17 protein-coding genes are annotated in these 17,980 nt (G+C 49.5%); 4 read left to right on the plus strand and 13 right to left on the minus strand.

Translation table 11 applies throughout. From position 1 onward, the window contains the following. Positions 1-238: 238 nt before the first annotated feature. The 6 genes from NST84_RS21860 to NST84_RS21885 all read right to left on the minus strand — a co-directional run bounded on the left by NST84_RS21860 (position 239) and on the right by NST84_RS21885 (position 10,041). Complete coding sequence (locus NST84_RS21860; protein WP_342562249.1) at positions 239-1,048, minus strand: SDR family NAD(P)-dependent oxidoreductase; 810 nt, start codon at positions 1,046-1,048, stop codon at positions 239-241. Positions 1,049-1,068: 20 nt separating this feature from the next. After that, the gene (locus tag NST84_RS21865; RefSeq protein WP_342562250.1) at positions 1,069-2,568 is read right to left on the minus strand and encodes an MFS transporter; all 1,500 of its coding nucleotides are present in this window, start codon (positions 2,566-2,568) and stop codon (positions 1,069-1,071) included. Positions 2,569-2,853: 285 nt separating this feature from the next. Beyond that, positions 2,854-5,523 (minus strand): glycosyl hydrolase, encoded by a 2,670-nt coding sequence (locus tag NST84_RS21870; protein WP_342562251.1) that lies wholly within the window; start codon positions 5,521-5,523, stop codon positions 2,854-2,856. Then, positions 5,516-7,858, minus strand: coding sequence for a glycoside hydrolase family 2 TIM barrel-domain containing protein (locus tag NST84_RS21875; RefSeq protein ID WP_342562252.1), 2,343 nt, complete (start codon positions 7,856-7,858; stop codon positions 5,516-5,518). The genes NST84_RS21870 and NST84_RS21875 overlap by 8 nt, the downstream gene beginning before the upstream one ends. Before the next feature lie 52 nt (positions 7,859-7,910). Further along, a complete protein-coding gene (locus NST84_RS21880; RefSeq protein WP_342562253.1) occupies positions 7,911-8,714 on the minus strand; it encodes an SDR family oxidoreductase in 804 nt (267 codons plus the stop codon). A 43-nt stretch (positions 8,715-8,757) separates the two neighbouring features. After that, positions 8,758-10,041 (minus strand): family 1 glycosylhydrolase, encoded by a 1,284-nt coding sequence (locus NST84_RS21885; protein ID WP_342562254.1) that lies wholly within the window; start codon positions 10,039-10,041, stop codon positions 8,758-8,760. Positions 10,042-10,206: 165 nt separating this feature from the next. Between NST84_RS21885 and NST84_RS21890 the strand changes: the two genes are divergently transcribed. Next, positions 10,207-11,445: a helix-turn-helix domain-containing protein gene (locus NST84_RS21890; protein WP_342562255.1), complete on the plus strand. Its 1,239-nt coding sequence runs from the start codon at positions 10,207-10,209 to the stop codon at positions 11,443-11,445. Here NST84_RS21890 and NST84_RS21895 read toward each other — a convergent pair. Then, a complete protein-coding gene (locus tag NST84_RS21895; protein ID WP_342562256.1) occupies positions 11,424-11,735 on the minus strand; it encodes a hypothetical protein in 312 nt (103 codons plus the stop codon). The two genes, NST84_RS21890 and NST84_RS21895, sit on opposite strands and share 22 nt — an antisense overlap. A gap of 93 nt (positions 11,736-11,828) precedes the next feature. Between NST84_RS21895 and NST84_RS21900 the strand changes: the two genes are divergently transcribed. Both NST84_RS21900 and NST84_RS21905 read left to right on the plus strand, forming a co-directional pair. Continuing rightward, positions 11,829-11,951: a hypothetical protein gene (locus tag NST84_RS21900; protein ID WP_342562257.1), complete on the plus strand. Its 123-nt coding sequence runs from the start codon at positions 11,829-11,831 to the stop codon at positions 11,949-11,951. Between the two features lie 4 nt (positions 11,952-11,955). Continuing rightward, positions 11,956-12,159: a helix-turn-helix domain-containing protein gene (locus NST84_RS21905; RefSeq protein WP_342562258.1), complete on the plus strand. Its 204-nt coding sequence runs from the start codon at positions 11,956-11,958 to the stop codon at positions 12,157-12,159. Positions 12,160-12,212: 53 nt separating this feature from the next. Here the strand turns inward: NST84_RS21905 and NST84_RS21910 are convergent, their stop codons facing one another. From NST84_RS21910 to NST84_RS21920, 3 genes are all read right to left on the minus strand, one after another. Then, positions 12,213-12,653 (minus strand): YbaN family protein, encoded by a 441-nt coding sequence (locus NST84_RS21910; RefSeq protein WP_342562259.1) that lies wholly within the window; start codon positions 12,651-12,653, stop codon positions 12,213-12,215. A 289-nt stretch (positions 12,654-12,942) separates the two neighbouring features. Beyond that, the gene (locus NST84_RS21915) at positions 12,943-13,296 is read right to left on the minus strand and encodes a hypothetical protein (RefSeq protein ID WP_342562260.1); all 354 of its coding nucleotides are present in this window, start codon (positions 13,294-13,296) and stop codon (positions 12,943-12,945) included. Between the two features lie 121 nt (positions 13,297-13,417). Next, positions 13,418-14,326 (minus strand): LysR family transcriptional regulator, encoded by a 909-nt coding sequence (locus NST84_RS21920; protein ID WP_342562261.1) that lies wholly within the window; start codon positions 14,324-14,326, stop codon positions 13,418-13,420. A gap of 144 nt (positions 14,327-14,470) precedes the next feature. Between NST84_RS21920 and NST84_RS21925 the strand changes: the two genes are divergently transcribed. Next, positions 14,471-15,490: an alpha/beta fold hydrolase gene (locus NST84_RS21925; protein WP_342562262.1), complete on the plus strand. Its 1,020-nt coding sequence runs from the start codon at positions 14,471-14,473 to the stop codon at positions 15,488-15,490. A 231-nt stretch (positions 15,491-15,721) separates the two neighbouring features. On the opposite strand, the gene NST84_RS21930 is transcribed toward NST84_RS21925, so the two are convergent. The 3 genes from NST84_RS21930 to NST84_RS21940 are packed head-to-tail and all read right to left on the minus strand — an operon-like array spanning position 15,722 to position 17,911. Next, positions 15,722-16,153, minus strand: a complete 432-nt coding sequence (locus NST84_RS21930; protein ID WP_342562263.1) for a tyrosine-protein phosphatase — start codon at positions 16,151-16,153, stop codon at positions 15,722-15,724. Between the two features lie 27 nt (positions 16,154-16,180). Continuing rightward, a complete protein-coding gene (gene arsC / locus NST84_RS21935; RefSeq protein ID WP_342562264.1) occupies positions 16,181-16,600 on the minus strand; it encodes an arsenate reductase (thioredoxin) in 420 nt (139 codons plus the stop codon). A 21-nt stretch (positions 16,601-16,621) separates the two neighbouring features. Continuing rightward, positions 16,622-17,911 (minus strand): arsenic transporter, encoded by a 1,290-nt coding sequence (locus tag NST84_RS21940; protein WP_342562265.1) that lies wholly within the window; start codon positions 17,909-17,911, stop codon positions 16,622-16,624. Positions 17,912-17,980 lie beyond the last annotated feature (69 nt).

Raw genomic sequence — 17,980 nt, forward strand, 5'->3', positions numbered from 1 at the left:
GTGTATCCAGTGATTTCGTTTCATAGGTGACCTGCCTTTGTTATTGTTCCGTTTATATTACAGGATGTGCGCAGCCTTGTGCTTCTACTTGAAATATACTATCATCAGTCAATAAAAAAACAGGGGTTTTTAAGTGTTTTTGGGGGTAAATTCATGATCTTTCCTCCGGGTAAAAATACCGGAAGCCGGACCCTGTAGGGCCCGGCTGTATATTGGTATAGTATTATTCACCCTCGGCCTACTCCAAAATCTCCGGATGCTCCCACTTCGTTGGAGTCAGCTTGCCCGCACTGGCACCCGCATCTATAGGAATAGCGGCACCGCTGATATAACGCGCCAGATCAGAGGCCAGGAACAGGGCCAGATGGCCGATTTCGCGCGGGTCGCCGAGCTTGGCGTTCGGGGAGATGATTTTGGCAAAATCCTGAATAACCGCTTCAGGGGCCTGCCCCCAGATCGCCGTCCGGAAGGTGCCCGGGCAGATGGCGTTAACGGTAACATTGTACGGGGCATAGTCGAGAGCTGCACTCTTAGTCAGACCCACAACCCCGTGTTTGGAAGAGGTATACAGTCCCATTGAGCTGTTGCCTAGTATGCCGGCCAGAGAAGCAATATTGACGATGAAGCCGCCTGGGGATTTGGATTTCAGGATCGCCTGAACCCCGTGCTTCATACCGAGGAACACCCCTTTTAAATCTACAGCAGTAACCCTGTCGAACTCCTCTGCCGAGTATTCATGCAGCGGCCGGTTGGGGGCGGCAATCCCCGCATTGTTCACCAGACCGTCCAGACGGCCGTAGGTGCTAACCGTAAATTCGATCATATCAATAATATCCTGCTCACTGCTGACATCGGCTCTGAAAAAGGAGGCTTCCCCGCCCTGCGACCTGATCTGATCGACGGTCTGTTGCCCTTTCTCCGCATTGATGTCTGATACGACAACCTTCATTCCGTTCTCTGCATAACATTTTGCAATCGCCTCACCCAGTCCGTCTGCTGCACCTGTTACGATCACTGTTTTATCCTGTACACTCGTAAAATCCGTCATATTCTCTTCTTCCTCCTGTTCTAGATTCCGGCAGCCCGGCGGCGTGCCTCAAGCTCTTCCTGTATTTCAGCCATACGGTCCTTATCCAGCTCATAATATCTCATCGCAATCAGCGAGATGATCCATGCTAACAGCATCACTCCGCTCGCCAGAAACATGGTCATCCAAAAGATTTTGCCGGAGTAAGGGGTGTCCACATCAGGAAATGCGGTTTTGAAGCCGATAAAAGCCAGCATAATTCCGACAAAGGTCTGCTGCAGCGAGGATACCGCTTTATCAATGAATGCGTATACAGAAGAAATCAGGCCTGGAGCATAATGGTTGGATTTATACGCGCTGTAATCAATCACATCTGCCAGCATCGGCATCATCAGACCGGAACCTACATACCTTACCGCTCCGCCGACCAGATACAGCACCATAAAGCTGATCGTCATAAAGCCCATATTGTTCATCCGGATCTGAGCGGGATCACCCAGCCACAGCAGCAGCAATAATAGACTGTAGCTGATGATGCATAACCAGGTAGCGATGACAAAGCCCTTCTTGGAGCCGAATTTCATGGAATAACGGATTCCGAACACCAGCACCAGAATATTCGGAATCATCCCGATTGCGTTGGTTGTGCCCATCAGACTGTAATTACCGATTACGATGCCGAACAGCATAACGTTCACAATCTGGTTGCCGGCAATTTGCAGGCTGAGCTTATCAATCGACGCAGCAACAACATACATCTGCAGTGGACGGTTACTCTTCAGGAGCGGCCAGATTTCTTTTACTTTAATGGCTTTGTGTTCTTTGCCTGTGCCGTAGTTTTCACTGCGGTCCTTGGAGGCAATGCCGATAATGGCCATAATATAGGCGATGCCGGCGATTATTACGGTTGAGAGGGTCATTTCCTGGAACAGGCCGACTTGGGTATAGCCGCCATACTTACCGGTCAGATAAAAGGAGAGATAGACAGAGGCGCCTGTGTAAAAAATCATTGTATAAATCATCGTAAGCCCGCCGAACAGCGGACGCTGCTCCGGATCGTTTGTAATGACCGCGTTACCGATATTGAGTGAAATCTGGGACATCGCATAGCCGATAATAAACACGAAATATAACAATATAAAATAAATGATCTTGAAGCCGTCAGGCACAAGGTGATTGGTATAAAACAGCAGCAGCGTTGAGGAAGCCATCAGGATATAGGCGATGGCCAGAGCCGGCCTGACCTTTCCGAATCTTCCGTTGGTTCTGTCCAGCAGAATGCCCATCACCGGATCTGTAACCGCATCCATAATTCTGGAGCCGGTAATAATCAATGAAGCCACCACCGTGCCCAGCCCGACAATGCCGGCAGCATAATAGGATACAAGACCCATCAGGAACATAAAGGCATTATGGCCGAATCCGCCGATCGGATAGACTGCCATCTGCCAGGCTTTTGCACGGCGGTACTTTTTCTCTCTTTCTGCTTTACCGGCGGCTCTTTGCTGCTTGATGACCTGTTTGTTTACAATTTGCCCCACACTTACACACTTCCTTTCAAGATTCCGAATCAGATGAACGGTAATCCAAGCCAGTAAGCACTCCCGGGTATTTCACGTCCTGGTTACAGCATTATGATAACGCTTTCTTTTTAGGCTTTATGGTACTTTAGTCGTTTTTTTGGTGCTAAAATTCATTATTTTTTCGATTTAGATTGAGCCTTTTTTCACTTGTTAAGGGTGGGTGTAATACTGGAAAAACACAGCAAAAAACCGGCTCCCTCTAAAAAAGCAGAGGCCGGTTTATTCGGAATTCAGGCAATGATATTAGTATTGTCCTGTCATTTTAACTTCCCCGGTAATACCTGTCGGCTGGAAGAACGGGGCTTTGATAAAAGCGGCAAAGATGCTGCCCTGATTGTGCGGCGAGAAATGCTGCTCACGCTCCAGAGTGGTTGCCACCTCGATCCGTACCTTATTGGTTCCCGGGTGCAGCAGCCGGCCGATATCAAACCTGAACGGCGGGGCTACCTGAATTCCTGCGGACTGGTCATTGATAAACACCTCTACGCCTTCAAAAGCATCCTCAATCACCAGCGCCGCCCGGCTCCACGCCGGAACTTCCAGCTCGGTCTCATACCGGATAAAGCCTGAAAATTCAGGGTACTGCAGGCCTACACTGGTGAACCCGGAAATGGCCTGCTCATCATGAAAATGCGGATATTCAATAGCAGAAGCCAGGCTCATCCTCCAGCCGTCCGTCAGGACCAGCTCCTCTTCATAGGCAGGCGGCGGGCTAATCCCTGCATCTCCGGCGGCGTCAAACACAACGACCACACTCTGATACGGCGGAACTTCCAATTGGAGCGCGGTTCCACCTTCTCCCGGCTCAGCCAGCACTTCAAACAAGGTATTATTCCAGACATCGTAACCATATGCAGCACCTGCAGATGGTACCGTAACCGTTCCGCGGAAGGTCTCTGCCATATTTTCATTGGTAAAAAGATAAAGCTCGCCCTGCTCCCGGTAATGCAGATAACGCAGCATCGGAAAAGCCGGCGTGACCGCCAGCTCGGCAGCACCAAGGTTCTGCAGCTCAGCTGCAAGGGTATCCAGCGTAATGGTCTTGCAGTCCGACAGCCCTCTCAGTAATTCCTGCTCCCCATCCAGGATGCCGCTTGGCAGATCGTCAATGAACAGCACGAGGCAGCCTGCCTGCTGCAGCTCCACAAGCGCCTTGGCTGTATCCGCTGTGATATATTCCGCATACGGGATGATTACAGCCTTGTATGCCTGATTATGAATCTGCAGGGCATTCCCCAGCCGGGTGTGGAATCTGTCCCGTTCCGTGAATACATCTGCAGGTATAATATCAAAATCAATCTGCCGGTCCAGCAGGACATGTGCAGGCTTCTGGGTCAGCATATATTTTCCCGCCCACTCCGCCTCGGCATGATACAGAATCGCAGCCGGGGTTACACGGGTACCGCCGCTGATCAAGGCGCACATCCGGTTCAGGTATCTCATCAGGGCCCCGAAATGGCGGAACTGCGGATCATGGCCGTTCGCATAGAAATGCGGCGGGCAATCCGGATCAGGATAAGGCTTGGCGGAAAAAGCATGCGGTACATAGCGGTTCACCCCTCTGACCAGGAAATGATCCACCAGATATTTCATCATCCGCACGCCTTCGCCCCAGCCGTAGGCGCCGAAGATTTCACACATCGTCCGGCCCTTTTTGACCGGATCGATAGCTGCAAAGGAGCTGCCCAGCTTCCCGAGCAAATAATGGAAGAACTCCCCGTCGCGCTCACCGATTACCGTTCTTTGCGGATAAATCTCGCCGCCCGGCATGACCTGGCCGCCGATATCATCGATGCCTGACATATGCTGCCCGGACAGCCCGCGGAAATAATGCCCCAGGCTGGCGCCAGGTCTGGCATGCATGTTATTGTCTTCAATTAGATGGCCGATGTACTCCACATTCCGCGCTTCGCACCAGTCTCCGACCTGTCTGGAGAAATTAGCCTCCACCAGCCGGGTTACTGAATCCATATAGATATAGCGGACCTCTGCCGTCAGATGCGGATCATTCCCCTTTTCCCACAGCAGCGGCAGTTTGGCTCTCCAGCCTTCGCCCAGCCGGGCATGCAATTGTTCTTCCAGCTCATCACTCCAGGGCAGATCCTGATCCGCCCCGATCGGTTTGTTATCATTCATCTTACCATTGCCCAGCTCCGGCTCATCGGAGAAGAAGCCGGCAATCGTGACACCAAACTCTTCCTTATAGCGGGCATAATGCGGCTCATATACCGCTTCAATCAGTTTAGCTGCACTATTCTTCTTCAGCATATTGATGTAGCCGTCACGGCTGCCGGCATTGCGGGTCAAATAATTCACGTAGATCGTCCACTTGCCTTGCGGAACATCCCACACCAGCTCTCCGTCCTTGACCAGCTCTGTAAGGTCAACAAGGGTAGCCGTATCAAACCCCTGATCTACACGGACGGCACAGACGCTGAGCAGGGTATCATCGTCGAACTTCCGTTTTTCCTTTTTGGCACGCATGGAGAACATGCTGCTCTCGAACGGGTTCTTAGTGAATTTCGCGTGTCTGGCAACATTCAGCTGGGCTGACTTCACCGGTCCGGACACTTCTACAGAAGAATAGTAGAGATACTGCCGGCAACATTCAGCCGGGGCCTGCTCAAGAGCGCCGTTGGCATAGCCGGTCGGAAAATGGCTGTCATCCAGAATCCACACCTTCATCCCGCGCTGCCTGGCCTCATCCAGAATGATATCCAGGTCATGCCACCACTGCGGGCCGCAGAAATCAGGATGGGGCCTGCTCTCCACACAGACTGCCCCTATACCGGCTGAGTGGATCGCTGCCATATACTCTCTAAGTACTTCCTCCTCTTCCCCGTGCAGCCACAGAAAAGGAAAGATGTAGTTTTCCCCGTCCCCCTGGAGCAGTCGCTGTATTTTGTTATTCATGAGATACTCCCTCTGCTTCAGGCTGCTTTTTGATCTGGATCAGCTGCTGATTCAGTTTGCTGATCGCTCTTTTATTGAACAGTAAGCTGTCATTATCCATCGAGGCCAGGGCATCCACCTTGAAGTTCTCCATCATGCCGTACATCGGGATTTGGGTCAGATCACCGAGAACACGGATGACGATCTGCTTCGTTGCTTCATTCGTCATCAGATCCTGCAGTGTATCCCCTGAGGAATAAACACCCTCCGGAATCTCCACCTCAACCAGCGGCTCATTGTCATCCTGCTCCGGCAGCGTGAACCAGTTGGCCACCATCTCCCCTTTATCCTCGACCGGTGCGGAGTAAGAAGGATTGGCAGCCGCGACCTTTTTAATAACAGCCCGGTCTGTAAAACCTTCCTGCCCGTTATCCGCCACGACCTCAATCATGGTGTATCCTTCGCCCAAAAGCACATCCTTGAACAGCAGAATCTTCTCTGCCCCGGATAAAGTTTCGTTCTTTACACCATTTATAATCAGCGATACTGACCCGCAGTTTGTGTATACCTTCAAATCAGTGCTGTCCCCGGTACGCTCCAGATGGCGTTTGCCGGCAATATGGACGAAAGGCTCCTTGGACCAGTGTGCTTTGTACATATAAAAGGCATCCTTTTTCACCTTGCGGTCATAGGTTATAAGCCCTTTGTTGTTGCGCCCCTTCACACCGCCCTCATCCCGGACATTGGCCCCGAAGTCGAACATGTTCCACACATACGTTGCCCACAGGAAAGGACGTTCGGCAAAAATCCTCCAGACCTTTTCGTGATATAGCGCATGGTATTCCTCGGTGTAGTCTTTTACTACAGGCTCATCGCTGTGATATTCGATAATGCCTTCAGCGCCATATTCGGAAATGCTGAGGCAGGTGTCCGGATTGGTCTGATGGAACTGGTCGATCCACGGTGCAAAATCCTCCGCCTTCCCGTTATACCAGCCATAGTATTTGTTATAGCCGATCACATCGGTAAGATAGTTGTACTCATCCTTATCATCGACAATGAACATGTTCGCCATCGTTGTCAGCCGTGTCGGATCTTCCTGCCTGGTCAGCTCGTTCAGCTCACGGACGACCTGCCGGACCTGCTCCACATTTTTGCTGCCGATCTGGATTTCATTCTGGATGCCCCAGAAGAGTATAGACGGGTGATTGTAATTCTGGCGGATCAGCTCAACCATTTGTGATTTGGCGTTGGCACCGGTCAGATCGGTCTCCGACATGCGGGTGATGAACGGAATTTCCGCCCAGACGACCATTCCTGCACTGTCACACAGATCGTAGAAATACTGGTCATGCTGGTAATGGGCCAGCCGGATGGAGTTTGCTCCAATTTCCCGGATCAGTTCCATGTCTTCCTCATGCTGCTGCGCCGTAATCGCCCAGCCCATATCCTTGCGGTCCTGATGCCGCGAGACACCCTGCAGCCGGACCGGTCTGCCGTTCAGATACAGCCCCTCAGCCGGATCAACGCGGAAATAACGCACCCCAAAAGGAATAAGCAGCTCATCTATCGTATCGTTATAGCGCTGCAGGGAGACCTTTGCCTGATACAGATGCGCATCTGGAACGGCATCCCATAGCAGCGGTTTAGGAATCGTTATGGCCAGGTCTACCGCTGAAGTGTCTCCAGCAGCAAGCTTGACCTCGGCACCGGAGACTCCGGCAACAGCCCCGGCCTTATCCAGCAGCTCGACCCATAGTCTGGTCTTCCCTTCCTCGGGAGAGTCGTTGGCAATCCGGGTATGAATCCGTAACTGCGCAGCTTCAGCCGTTACTTTTTCCTGCACGACATATACACCGGCAGAGCCGTGATCCAGCAGGTCGATATGCACCGGATTCAAGATGATCAGATTTACATCGCGGTAAATGCCGCCATAGAAGGTAAAGTCGGCGCGCAGCGGGTAGACATCCTCCAAGGCGGAGTTATCCACTTTTACAGCCAGTAGATTAGGAGCTCCAAATTGCAAATATGCTGTCAAATCAAACCGGAAAGCGGAATATCCTCCGCGGTGCTGGCCGATATGCATGCCGTTCAGATAGACATCCGCCACGCTGTTGGCACCCTGAAATTCGATATACACCCGGTTATGCTGTTCAGCGGCCGGCAGGGTCAGCGTCTTCCGGTACCAGCAGGCCCGCCGGTCATATTCATTGCCGTTAGCGCCATCAACCGCATTCCAGGTATGCGGCAGGGAAACTTTCTCCCAGTCCCGGTCGCTGCAGGCCGGATCGGCACCCTCTATCTCACTTTGTTTCGAGAATCTCCAGTCGGCATTCAAATTCAATATTTTACGCATTCCAAAATCCCTCCGTCCCATTTCCCTTTACCCTCTATCCGTTCCAGTCCGCTTAGAGCAGCTCCTTCATCTTATCGGCAATCAGCTCCGCGGCCCGCCGCGGGTTCAGGCGGTACAGCTTATCCATCATCCGGGAATCCTTGCCGGCCAGCACACGGTACCGGTCCTTTTCGATTCCTTCTATAATAATTGCTGCCGCCTGCACGGGGGTCAGCAGCTGGGCGACCTGATCCTTGCTCATTTCTTTGTTGCCTGCGTCGGCAAGGCCGGAGTTCTGCATAATGTTGGTGCTTACACCGCCGGGAAAAACCACAGTCACCTTTACCTTGGTGTCTTTCAGCTCGGAGCGCAGCCCTTCGGTCAGCAGCTTGACCGCTGCCTTCGATGCCCCGTAAATGGTCTGCCCGGGAACGGGCAGGAACCCGCCCATGCTGGATACATTTGTAATATGGGCTACGGGTCTGGCCAGTAAATGCGGCAGAAAGGTTTTGACCATGTAGAGCGTTCCGTAGAAGTTAATATCCATTACCTGTCTGATTTTGTCATAACCGAGTTCATTTACCGGCACGAACGGGTGAATGATTCCGGCATTGTTGATGATCCCGTCCACAGCTCCGTGCTGCTTCAGCACCTGCTCCGGCAACGCTTCTACTGCAGCGGGATCTGTCAGATTTACGAGATGTATGGATAATCTGTCGCTGGCGGCGCCGGTTTGCTTCACCGTTTCTTCCAAAGCGTTGTGGCTTATATCAACAGCGGCAACACGCGCCCCTTTGGACAGCAGATTGCGTACTAATTCCCGGCCGATGCCGCCTCCGGCTCCGGTAACAACAATAACCTTGCCTGATACCTTCATGTCTGCAGCCACCTTCTTCTTTCATAGTTACTGATTACCGCTGCTATAAGCCGGCTTTACTAATCGCGCCCAGCACAGACAGGCTCTCTTTCGGATGTCTTGTCTGGGTGGAACGGTCCACGGCAATCAGCCCGAAGGTCTGGTCATAGCCCAGCTGCCATTCGAAATTATCGAGCAGCGACCAATACGTGTAGCCGATAACCGGAATCCCCTTGGCAATACGGTCCTGCACACCCTTCAGCGCCTCTCTGATGAATGTAACCCTGTCTTCATCATTGTCACCGGATAAGCCGTTTTCGGTAATGAAGATAGGCTTTTTCCAATGCTCTGATACGAAATCCAGTACATTCCCCAGCGCCGCCGGATAATTTTCATAGCCCATTTTCGTCAGTTTGGCTGCTGCATCCGGGGGAACGACACCGTCCGGCCCGTGGATTTTGCGCGAGTAATTCTGTACACCAAGGAAATCATCACCCTGCAGATACGGCAGATAGACTAGGAAGTCCTCCTGCTGTTCCAGCTGCACAAACGGCTCTCCGCCCGGCAGGGCCTGATGATCATATAGTGAAAAGGTGATGCCTACCTGAATGTCCGGATACAGCTCCTTAATAATGCGGCGCGCTGTCTCATGGCATTTCATAATAATATGTTCACCCTGCTCCGTTCTTGGAGAGAGAAAAGGCTGCACCTGACCCGGAGGGATGCCGAAGATTTCCCCGAGCTCACGGTAATAATGCTCCATCCGGGTGCCCAGATCCGTATTCAGCCCCACCTGGACTTCGGCATTATTCTTCTGCTTGGCGCCGCCGCCCATCATCCGCTTCATAATCTTGGTGATCTGCTTGCCCATATTGGCTTCATTGATCGTACAGATATAAGGAATCAGTCCGCCCAGTTCTGAGACAACATGTCTGCAGTACCGGCCAAAGGCTTCAATAGTCGCCTCATTCTCCCATCCCCCTGCGCTGACAAGCCATTTAGGAGAGGAAAAGTGATGCAGCGTCACCACCGGCGTAACCCCCTGCTGATGGCAGAAATTCAGCACATCCCTGTAATGCCCGATTTCTTGTTCGTTGAATTCACCCGCTACCGGCTCGATTCTCGCCCATTCAATGGAGAACCGGTAAGCGTTGCAGCCGGCCTCCTTCAGCAGCAGAATATCTTCTTCATACCGGTTATAATGATCCACTGCATCTAACGAAGGTTCCTTGTATACGGAATGAGGTGCATGCTCCATCGCCCAAAAATCACTATAAATATTATGGCCTTCCACCTGATGGGCAGCTGTAGCCGCCCCAATCATAAAATTCGCCGGAAACTTTCCCATTTTTCTGTCCACCCTTTCCAAGGTACATGATAAAATGTAACCGCTACCAATTGTTCGGATCACCTTACAGCTAAAATCATATCATTGCTGCAAAAATCCTTATGGTATTTTGGTACTCTTTTTTGTAATATTGAACCAGGAAGTAGGAAAGGGGAATGGCCCGGCATGAACACCGAGGAGCATTTTAAGCTATGTGACCTTATCGCTGCCACATTTGATCTGCACGTCTTCTATATCGATCCCTCCGGAAAAATCACTTATGAATCCTCCAACAGCAAGCTGCTGAACCCGCTGTATGAGAACCAGAAAGAGAGTTTGTTTGCACGCCTGAACTTCTATGCCGGCAAGCCGTACGATTTTCCGCTGCTGCAAAAGTCAGCCTTTTCCGAGAAATTCCTGCTCATCAGCGTGTTCAGCCAGCAGGTGTTCGAAGGCACAGTGCTCATCGGCCCGTCCGTTTCCTATCCGCTGTCTGCCGACCGGGTGAGCGGGATCATCAATGATTCCCTGGCTTTCTTTTACCGCGATAAAATCATCCAGTACTACAGCTCCATCCCTGTCGTTCCCCTTGAAAAGCTGCTGAATATCGGCACGCTCGTTTTCCAGCTGTTCAACCAGCGCTATATTGCGCCGGAAACGGTCTGGTCGCGGAACGGCGAGTTAAGAGAATCCCATGAAAAAATGGAGAAGAACGAGCTGGTGGTCTCCCATAATCTACAGGCAAGCATCTATCATGAGCGGCTGTTTGAGAAAAAAATGCTGGAGGTCATCCGGGAGGGCCGGGTCGAGGAGCTGCCCCAGCTGCCTCATCTGAAGGAAGAGGAAATTGCCAGCGTACTGTCCAAAACCAGCTATTTCCGGTCCAATAAAAATCACATCATCACCCTCATCACCCTGGTATCCCGAGCTGCGATTGACGGAGGGCTGCATGAGGAGATCGCTTTCAGCCTGCATGACCGCTTTATTCAGCAGCTGGAGGAGGCGAACACCCTGGAGGGCATCCGTGAACTGGCCAAGGAAGTGCTCTATACCTATGCGGAAAAGGTCCGGGAGGTCAAAAACGAACGCTTTTCCAAAACGGTTACGACCTGCAAAGATTACATATACAAGCATATTTATGAAAATATCAGCCACGACGATATCGCCCGCAAGGCCGACCTCAGCCCGAAATATCTGTCCGTCCTGTTCAAGCGGGAGGTCGGCATCACCGTCAGCGAATACATCCAGAACACCCGTATTAATGAAGCAAAAAAACTGCTCGCCCACAGCCAGACGCCCATCTCCGAAATCTGCACCCTCCTCAACTTCAACGACCAGAGCTATTTCACCAAGGTGTTCAAAAAGGTGTCGGGCGTTACGCCTATGGTTTACAGGGAGCGGTATCATCTGCTGAAGCGGAAATAGGACTGCAGCGGATAACCATTTTCAGCAAAAAGAAACCCGCGCTTTCGCGCGGGCTCCAATCTCTGAACCAAGCCAACCTCAACCCACTCCCCGTCACCCGGGATTGCAGTTTCCTCTGCCTGCCCGTTGCGGGCATACTTCAGCACACCCTGCCCATGCGTGCTCCGCACCCTGATCTTTTCCTGATCCATGTAGACCTCAATGTCCCCCGGACCGGCTCCCCAGGCATCCTCTGGTGACAACGCCTCCGCCTCTGACTCCCCGGAGACTGCCTCCAGCGAATTCCCCATCCAGGCGCCCAGCTCAGCAGCAAATTCCGGCAGTACGCACAGATTATACGCGATCAGCGGATTCCGGGCAGAGGGGCCGGCTGGCCGGAAAATATGCGAGGTGCCTACGGACAGGAGGTACAGGCAGCACGGAGCGGCGGCGAACCGCTGTTTATTTTTACCGGAGAGCCGGGCAGCTATATTGCCCTTGAAGACAGGGGGCTGGAGCTTCTCTGATTATATGCAGCATAAGCGGATCGAGCTGGCCTGCCAGCTTTTAATCGGGACGGGCCGCAAAATGCCCGACATCGCCAAAAGCATCGGCTACCAGGACACCGCGTATTTCCGCGAGATTTTTCGTAAGCTGATGGGGGGTAGTCCGAGTGAATACCGGAAGGCTCCTGGTATATCCGGGCCTGTAAGCCATACAGAACAGCAGCAATAGTACAGAGCAGTCCAATCCAATTGCCAGAGCAGGCAGCCTGCCGTTCATCATCTTTAGTGGCTTTTTAGGCGGTCGTCACGGATGGTTGTAATATGTCTGGCAAAATAATAATATTTCCCGATGGCTACAGTAATCAGCAGAATCCGGAATACCGTACTGTCAGTAATAATAAAAGCAATAAGCAGCATAGTCAAAGCAAAGCCCTGGATAAGCACCTTATCTTTCAGTGTCATGGAGCGTGAGTCGGCAAAGCTCTTCAAGTGCTTTTTATATAGTCCGGTAGATAAAAACCACCCGTGAAACCGCTCTGAGCCGCGGGAAAAGCAAAAGGCGGACAGCAGCAATAATGGCGTTGTAGGTAATACAGGCAAAAACACCCCTGCAGCACCGAGGCCCACACACACAAATCCAACAAATATATAGATGTATTTCAATCTTTCCGCCTCCGTACGATATAGAGTTGAACGCTCCAGAAAATTAGCTATACCATACATATCACTACTGAGAATATTTCTCAATGATAATTGTAACAAAGTATCCGCTATCCCTCTGTTGCCACGGCAACAAAACGGAGAAGAAGTATGGAGAATACGAGAATAAGGCGGTAAACAGCATTGCGGAGGTATTGTAAGCGCTTGGCGGGCGGCGGCATTTGGGGAGTCGGTTTAACAGCTAAGTTATAAAGCAACGGCAGTCAAAGACTTGTTAAACTAAGTCTTTGACTGCCGCTGGTACTCGACTATCTTTTTCCGTTTGTTCAAAGAACCGTTCATCCACAAATTATCACTTCACTCTTTCGGAAATATTTTCACTTATTTCTTCAGGATTTTTAACACCAATGATCAACTTTGATATTTTGAACTTACCAACTTTAAAGCTATCCAAATCTAAATGAAGAGTTTCAACCTCATTTTCAAAAAAGTGCAGTTGATAACCACCATTTGATCTAAATAACCCATTTCTCATTCCCCGAAATAAAGCACCATATAGTTTAAAAGCATCTGGTATCGGTCTACCCGTTGTTATTCCTGTGATTGAAGAGTATGGAATTTGCAATCCGTTATCTAATTTTAAAAAAGGTGAGTTTCCAACGTCGATATTTACGCAGGTTTCCATTAGTTGAATTTTACGTTCCATAGTTTGACCCCCCCAATTTGAAATAATCCATAATTACAATATAATACCACAACACATGTTCAAGTCACCTTTCTCACCCAGCTCCTCTCCCATTTTTGTTGATGCCTCTTTCGTACATAGGCTATACGGTTTTATCCTCATTCTGTAAATGAAAAACATTCCTTGTTGCTTCTATGAAAGATAACATGATTGGTGAAAGCCACTTGTCTTTATGCCACAACATCTGTGTGTACACCTGTAAATCCGGAATTTGCCATGGCAGGACAACAAGTTCTCCGCGTTCAACTTCAGCTTCCACGACGATTTCAGGAAGAAAGGCAATACCGATTCCAGAAATTGCACATTTTTTAATTGCTTCAGCACTTTGAAACTCCAGATACGTGATGCTATCAATGCCTTCTTTCTCAAAAGATCGGTCAAACATCGTTCGATATGGACAACCCTTTTCATTGGTCAAGAACACTTCTTCATGAAAATCTTCCAGCTTTAGCACAGCTCGCATAGCAAGTGGATGATCTGGAGCAGCCAACAAACGGAAATTCTCTTCTACGAGCGGTTCCACGACAAGTCCACTTGAACAAATAGGTTCATCCAGCATATAAACGATATCCGTCGTTCCCTCGAATAACGTTTGCTTAAGCTCTTGATTCGGAACTGAGCGAAAGACCAAGCGAACACCCGGATGTTGCGAACGAAACTGTTGGAAGACCGGAGGAAGCCTATAGGAGCAAATGACTTCATTCGCACTTATCGTTAGAGTACCACTTAGTTTTGCATTATCATGGACAACACTGCGAGCTTCGTCCAATTTTTCAAGAATACCTTGGGCATGCGTTAGAAAGCGCTTGCCCGCAGTTGTAAGCACGAGTTGCTTGCCCAAACGATCAAAGAGGCGGACACCCAGCTCCTCTTCCAATGCTTTAATTTGCATCGTGACGTTGGAAGGAACGTAGCTCAGCACCTCTGCTGCCCGCGTGAAATTTAATGTTGTAGCAACCGTGCAAAACGTATTCAATTGGCGCAATTCCATCGTAGGCCTCCCTTTCTTCTTTCAATTATATTGAATGCTATCTTGAATTCTATTCACTTTTATTGAGAGTATCACGACTCTATACTGAGTACAAGAGATCACAGTGAACATGTGGTTTTTCATTTTGAAGGGAGCGACCATACGATGGATTATGAAATTTTTAATTTGGGTGATGTACTTTTACAATCAGGAGTGACGTTACCTAATGCTTTTCTTGCTTATAAAACATACGGAAAATTAAATGAACAGAAAGATAATGTGATTGTCTATCCAACGGCATTTGGAGATCAGCATGTTCAGAATGAATGGCTCATTGGCAGTGGAATGGCACTTGATCCAGAGAAATATTTTATTATCGTTCCAAATTTGCTGGGTAATGGACTTTCATCCTCTCCCACCAACACGCCGCATCCATTCGAGCGGGCTAACTTTCCACAGGTAACTATCTATGACAACGTACGATTCCAGCGTCACCTACTGACCGAAAAATTCGGCATTCAGAAGATTGCTCTCGTCGTCGGATGGTCCATGGGCGGCATTCAAGCATTTCAATGGGGGGCAAGTTATCCGGAGATGGTCGAACGAATCGCCCCTTTCGGAGGTATTGCCAAACCTTGGCCTCACACATATGTAGTGCTGGAAGGCGTAAAATCCTCACTGCTATCTGCAGTCGGCTTCGACTCAACTAAACTAAACCAGTTGACTTCTGCAGACATGCGCGCCGCTGGTCGGGTGTATGCTGGATGGGGGTTATCACATGCGTTTTATCGGGAAGAGCTTTATCGTGAGATGGGATTTGACTCATTGGAGGATTTTGTAGCTGGTGTCTGGGAAAATAGCTTTATGAATATGGATCCACACAACGTCCTAGCCATGTTATGGACAGGCCAGCATGCAGACATCAGTGCCAACTCTTCCTATAACGGAGATTTTGATAAGGCACTTAAAAGCATAAAGGCATTTGCTTGCATTATGCCGGGAAGTACCGATCTCTTCTGCACAGCGGACGATAATGCATACGAAGCTGCACGTATCCCTAATGCTAGCCTTAACCCGATCCAGTCAATCTGGGGTCACTTTGCCGGCCGCGGTATCAACAGTGCCGATAATCAATTCATCGATGACAACCTGAAGCACTTGTTGTCACTTAGCGCTAACAAATAGAACGCCATCAACCTAACGAATCGTATTTGAGGTCACCAGTTAACGTAACGAGAGTCAGCCGCTCCTCAAGCGCGGCTGACTCTGTCTGTACTGAGCTATAGTTCCCAGTTAGTTTAATCTAAACTTGTAAAACGCTTTGTTCCTCATATCCTTATGCACTTTGCTAGATTATTTAGGACTATCATAAGGCTAACTCCATTAGGAGATACCCTTTGATTTATACATATTCATTTATTCGGATGGGTAGAATCCCTTCAGCATCTCACGCATATCCTGCTTAATATTGATATCCGGACGCTTTTCTTTCGCCAAGGCTTCAGCTTCTTCTACAGTTGCAGCAAGACCCAATTCAAGCAATAAGCCAGTCGCAACCGTTCCTGTACGATTCCGTCCGCCAGCGCAATGGAAATATATTATCTTCCCATCATTTACTGCTGCTGTTACCGCCTGGACCGCTGCTTGAACTGAATCTTCTTGACCGCTCTCATCCTCTACAATCGGAAAATGATGGCGGGTTACATTCTCAGGGAAGCCTTCTGCTCTAGTGCCGGTATCTCTTAAATCAAACACATCTGAAATCTCTTGCTCACGGAGGGCATCAAGCAGTGCATTCTCCCCGCCAATATATACTTTGCCTTCAACCAGTTCATGATAATTTGCCATTATAGTTCTCCTTGTTGTTATTCTTCATTATTTCCCTGTTTCAGCGAATTGTTTGATGCGTTCGCCCACCTGATCACGAACCCGCTGGAAGACCGCCCACTTCTCTTCTTCTGTTCCTTGCGCCTTCGCCGGATCATCGAATCCCCAGTGCTCACGTTTCACCTGAGGCGGGGTAACCGGGCATTTATCTGCCGCATCCCCACACAAGGTAATGACGAGATCGGAGCTATTCAGCAGCTGCGGATCAATAATATCTGATGTTTGATTTGAGATATCAATTCCTGCTTCACTCATTGCCTTAACCGCTTTCGGATTCAGACCGTGAGCTTCTATGCCTGCGCTGTATACATTCCATTCATCACCTAAATATTTCTTGGCCCAGCCTTCAGCCATCTGGCTTCGGCAGGAGTTTCCTGTACACAAAAAGTATATGGTTTTCTTATCCATGAGTCGCAATCTCCTTTTTAGTTAAAATAGGGTTAATGTCATATATAAACCAAGCAGTGTAATGAACAGCGTAGGGATCGTCAGGATGATACCTGTTTTGAAATACGTTCCCCAGGATATCTTTACACCCTTAGTGGAAAGCACATGCAGCCACAGTAAGGTAGCCAAGGAACCAATCGGTGTTATCTTCGGTCCTAAGTCAGAGCCAATAACATTCGCATAAATCAAGGCTTCCTTGATCGCTCCCGAGGTGTGTGTAGCATCAATGGCCAGTGCATCAATCATTACGGTAGGCATGTTATTCATTATGGACGAGATCACTGCGGCAATAAAGCCCATCCCCATCGTTGCTGCGAACAGCCCTTGATCCGCAACGCCCTGGATGGCATCTGCTAATACATTCGTAAGCCCGGCGTTTCTCAGACCATATACGACAACATACATGCCGATGGAAAAGAAAACAATGGCCCAAGGTGCCCCCTTCACCACTTCCATTGTCGGAACAGCAGGACTTTTCCTTGCCATGAGCAGGAAAAAGATTGCGATGATACCGGCAACAACGGATACCGGAATGCTCAGGAACTCACTGACAAAGTATCCTGCCAGCAGAACCGCAAGTACAAACCAGGATAGCTTGAACATCTGCTTGTCTTTAATAGCTTCTTCAGGTTTCTTCAGCTGGGAGCTATCAAAGTTCCTTGGAATACTTTTACGGAAGAAGAAATAGAGCACGAGAATACTTGCCCCTAAGGAAAATAAGGTAGGCATTAACATTCGTCCGGCGTATTCCATAAAGGTAAGTCCGAAAAAGTCAGCCGATACAATGTTCACCAGATTGCTTACAACCAGCGGCAAAGACGTCGTATCTGCGATAAACCCGCTGGCAATGATGAATGGAAAAACCCTTTTCTCATCAAAATTCAGCGCACGGACCATAGCCAGCACAATCGGTGTTAGAATGAGTGCTGCTCCGTCGTTAGCGAAAAATGCCGCTACTATCGCGCCAAGAATGATGACATAGATAAACATCCGGGTTCCATTTCCGCCGGCAGCCTTGGCCATATGTAAAGCAGCCCATTCAAAAAAGCCGATTTTATCAAGGATCAGCGAGATCAGGATAATTGCAACGAAAGCCAGTGTGGCATTCCATACAATCAGCGTAACATCCAGAACATCATTCAAGCTGACTACACCGGCAAGTAAGGCGAGTACCGCTCCGCCGCAGGCAGACCATCCAATGGACAGATTTTTCGGCTGCCAAATGACAAAAATCAATGTGACTATAAAGATAAAACTTGCCATAACCACCAAATGAATTCCTCCTGTTTATGTCTAACTCCTACACCATAGAGCATTCCCTCCATAGAGTTAAGTTTAATC

Origin of the sequence: Paenibacillus sp. FSL R7-0345 (genome assembly GCF_038595055.1) — a bacterium.
Lineage (GTDB): Bacteria > Bacillota > Bacilli > Paenibacillales > Paenibacillaceae > Paenibacillus_AQ.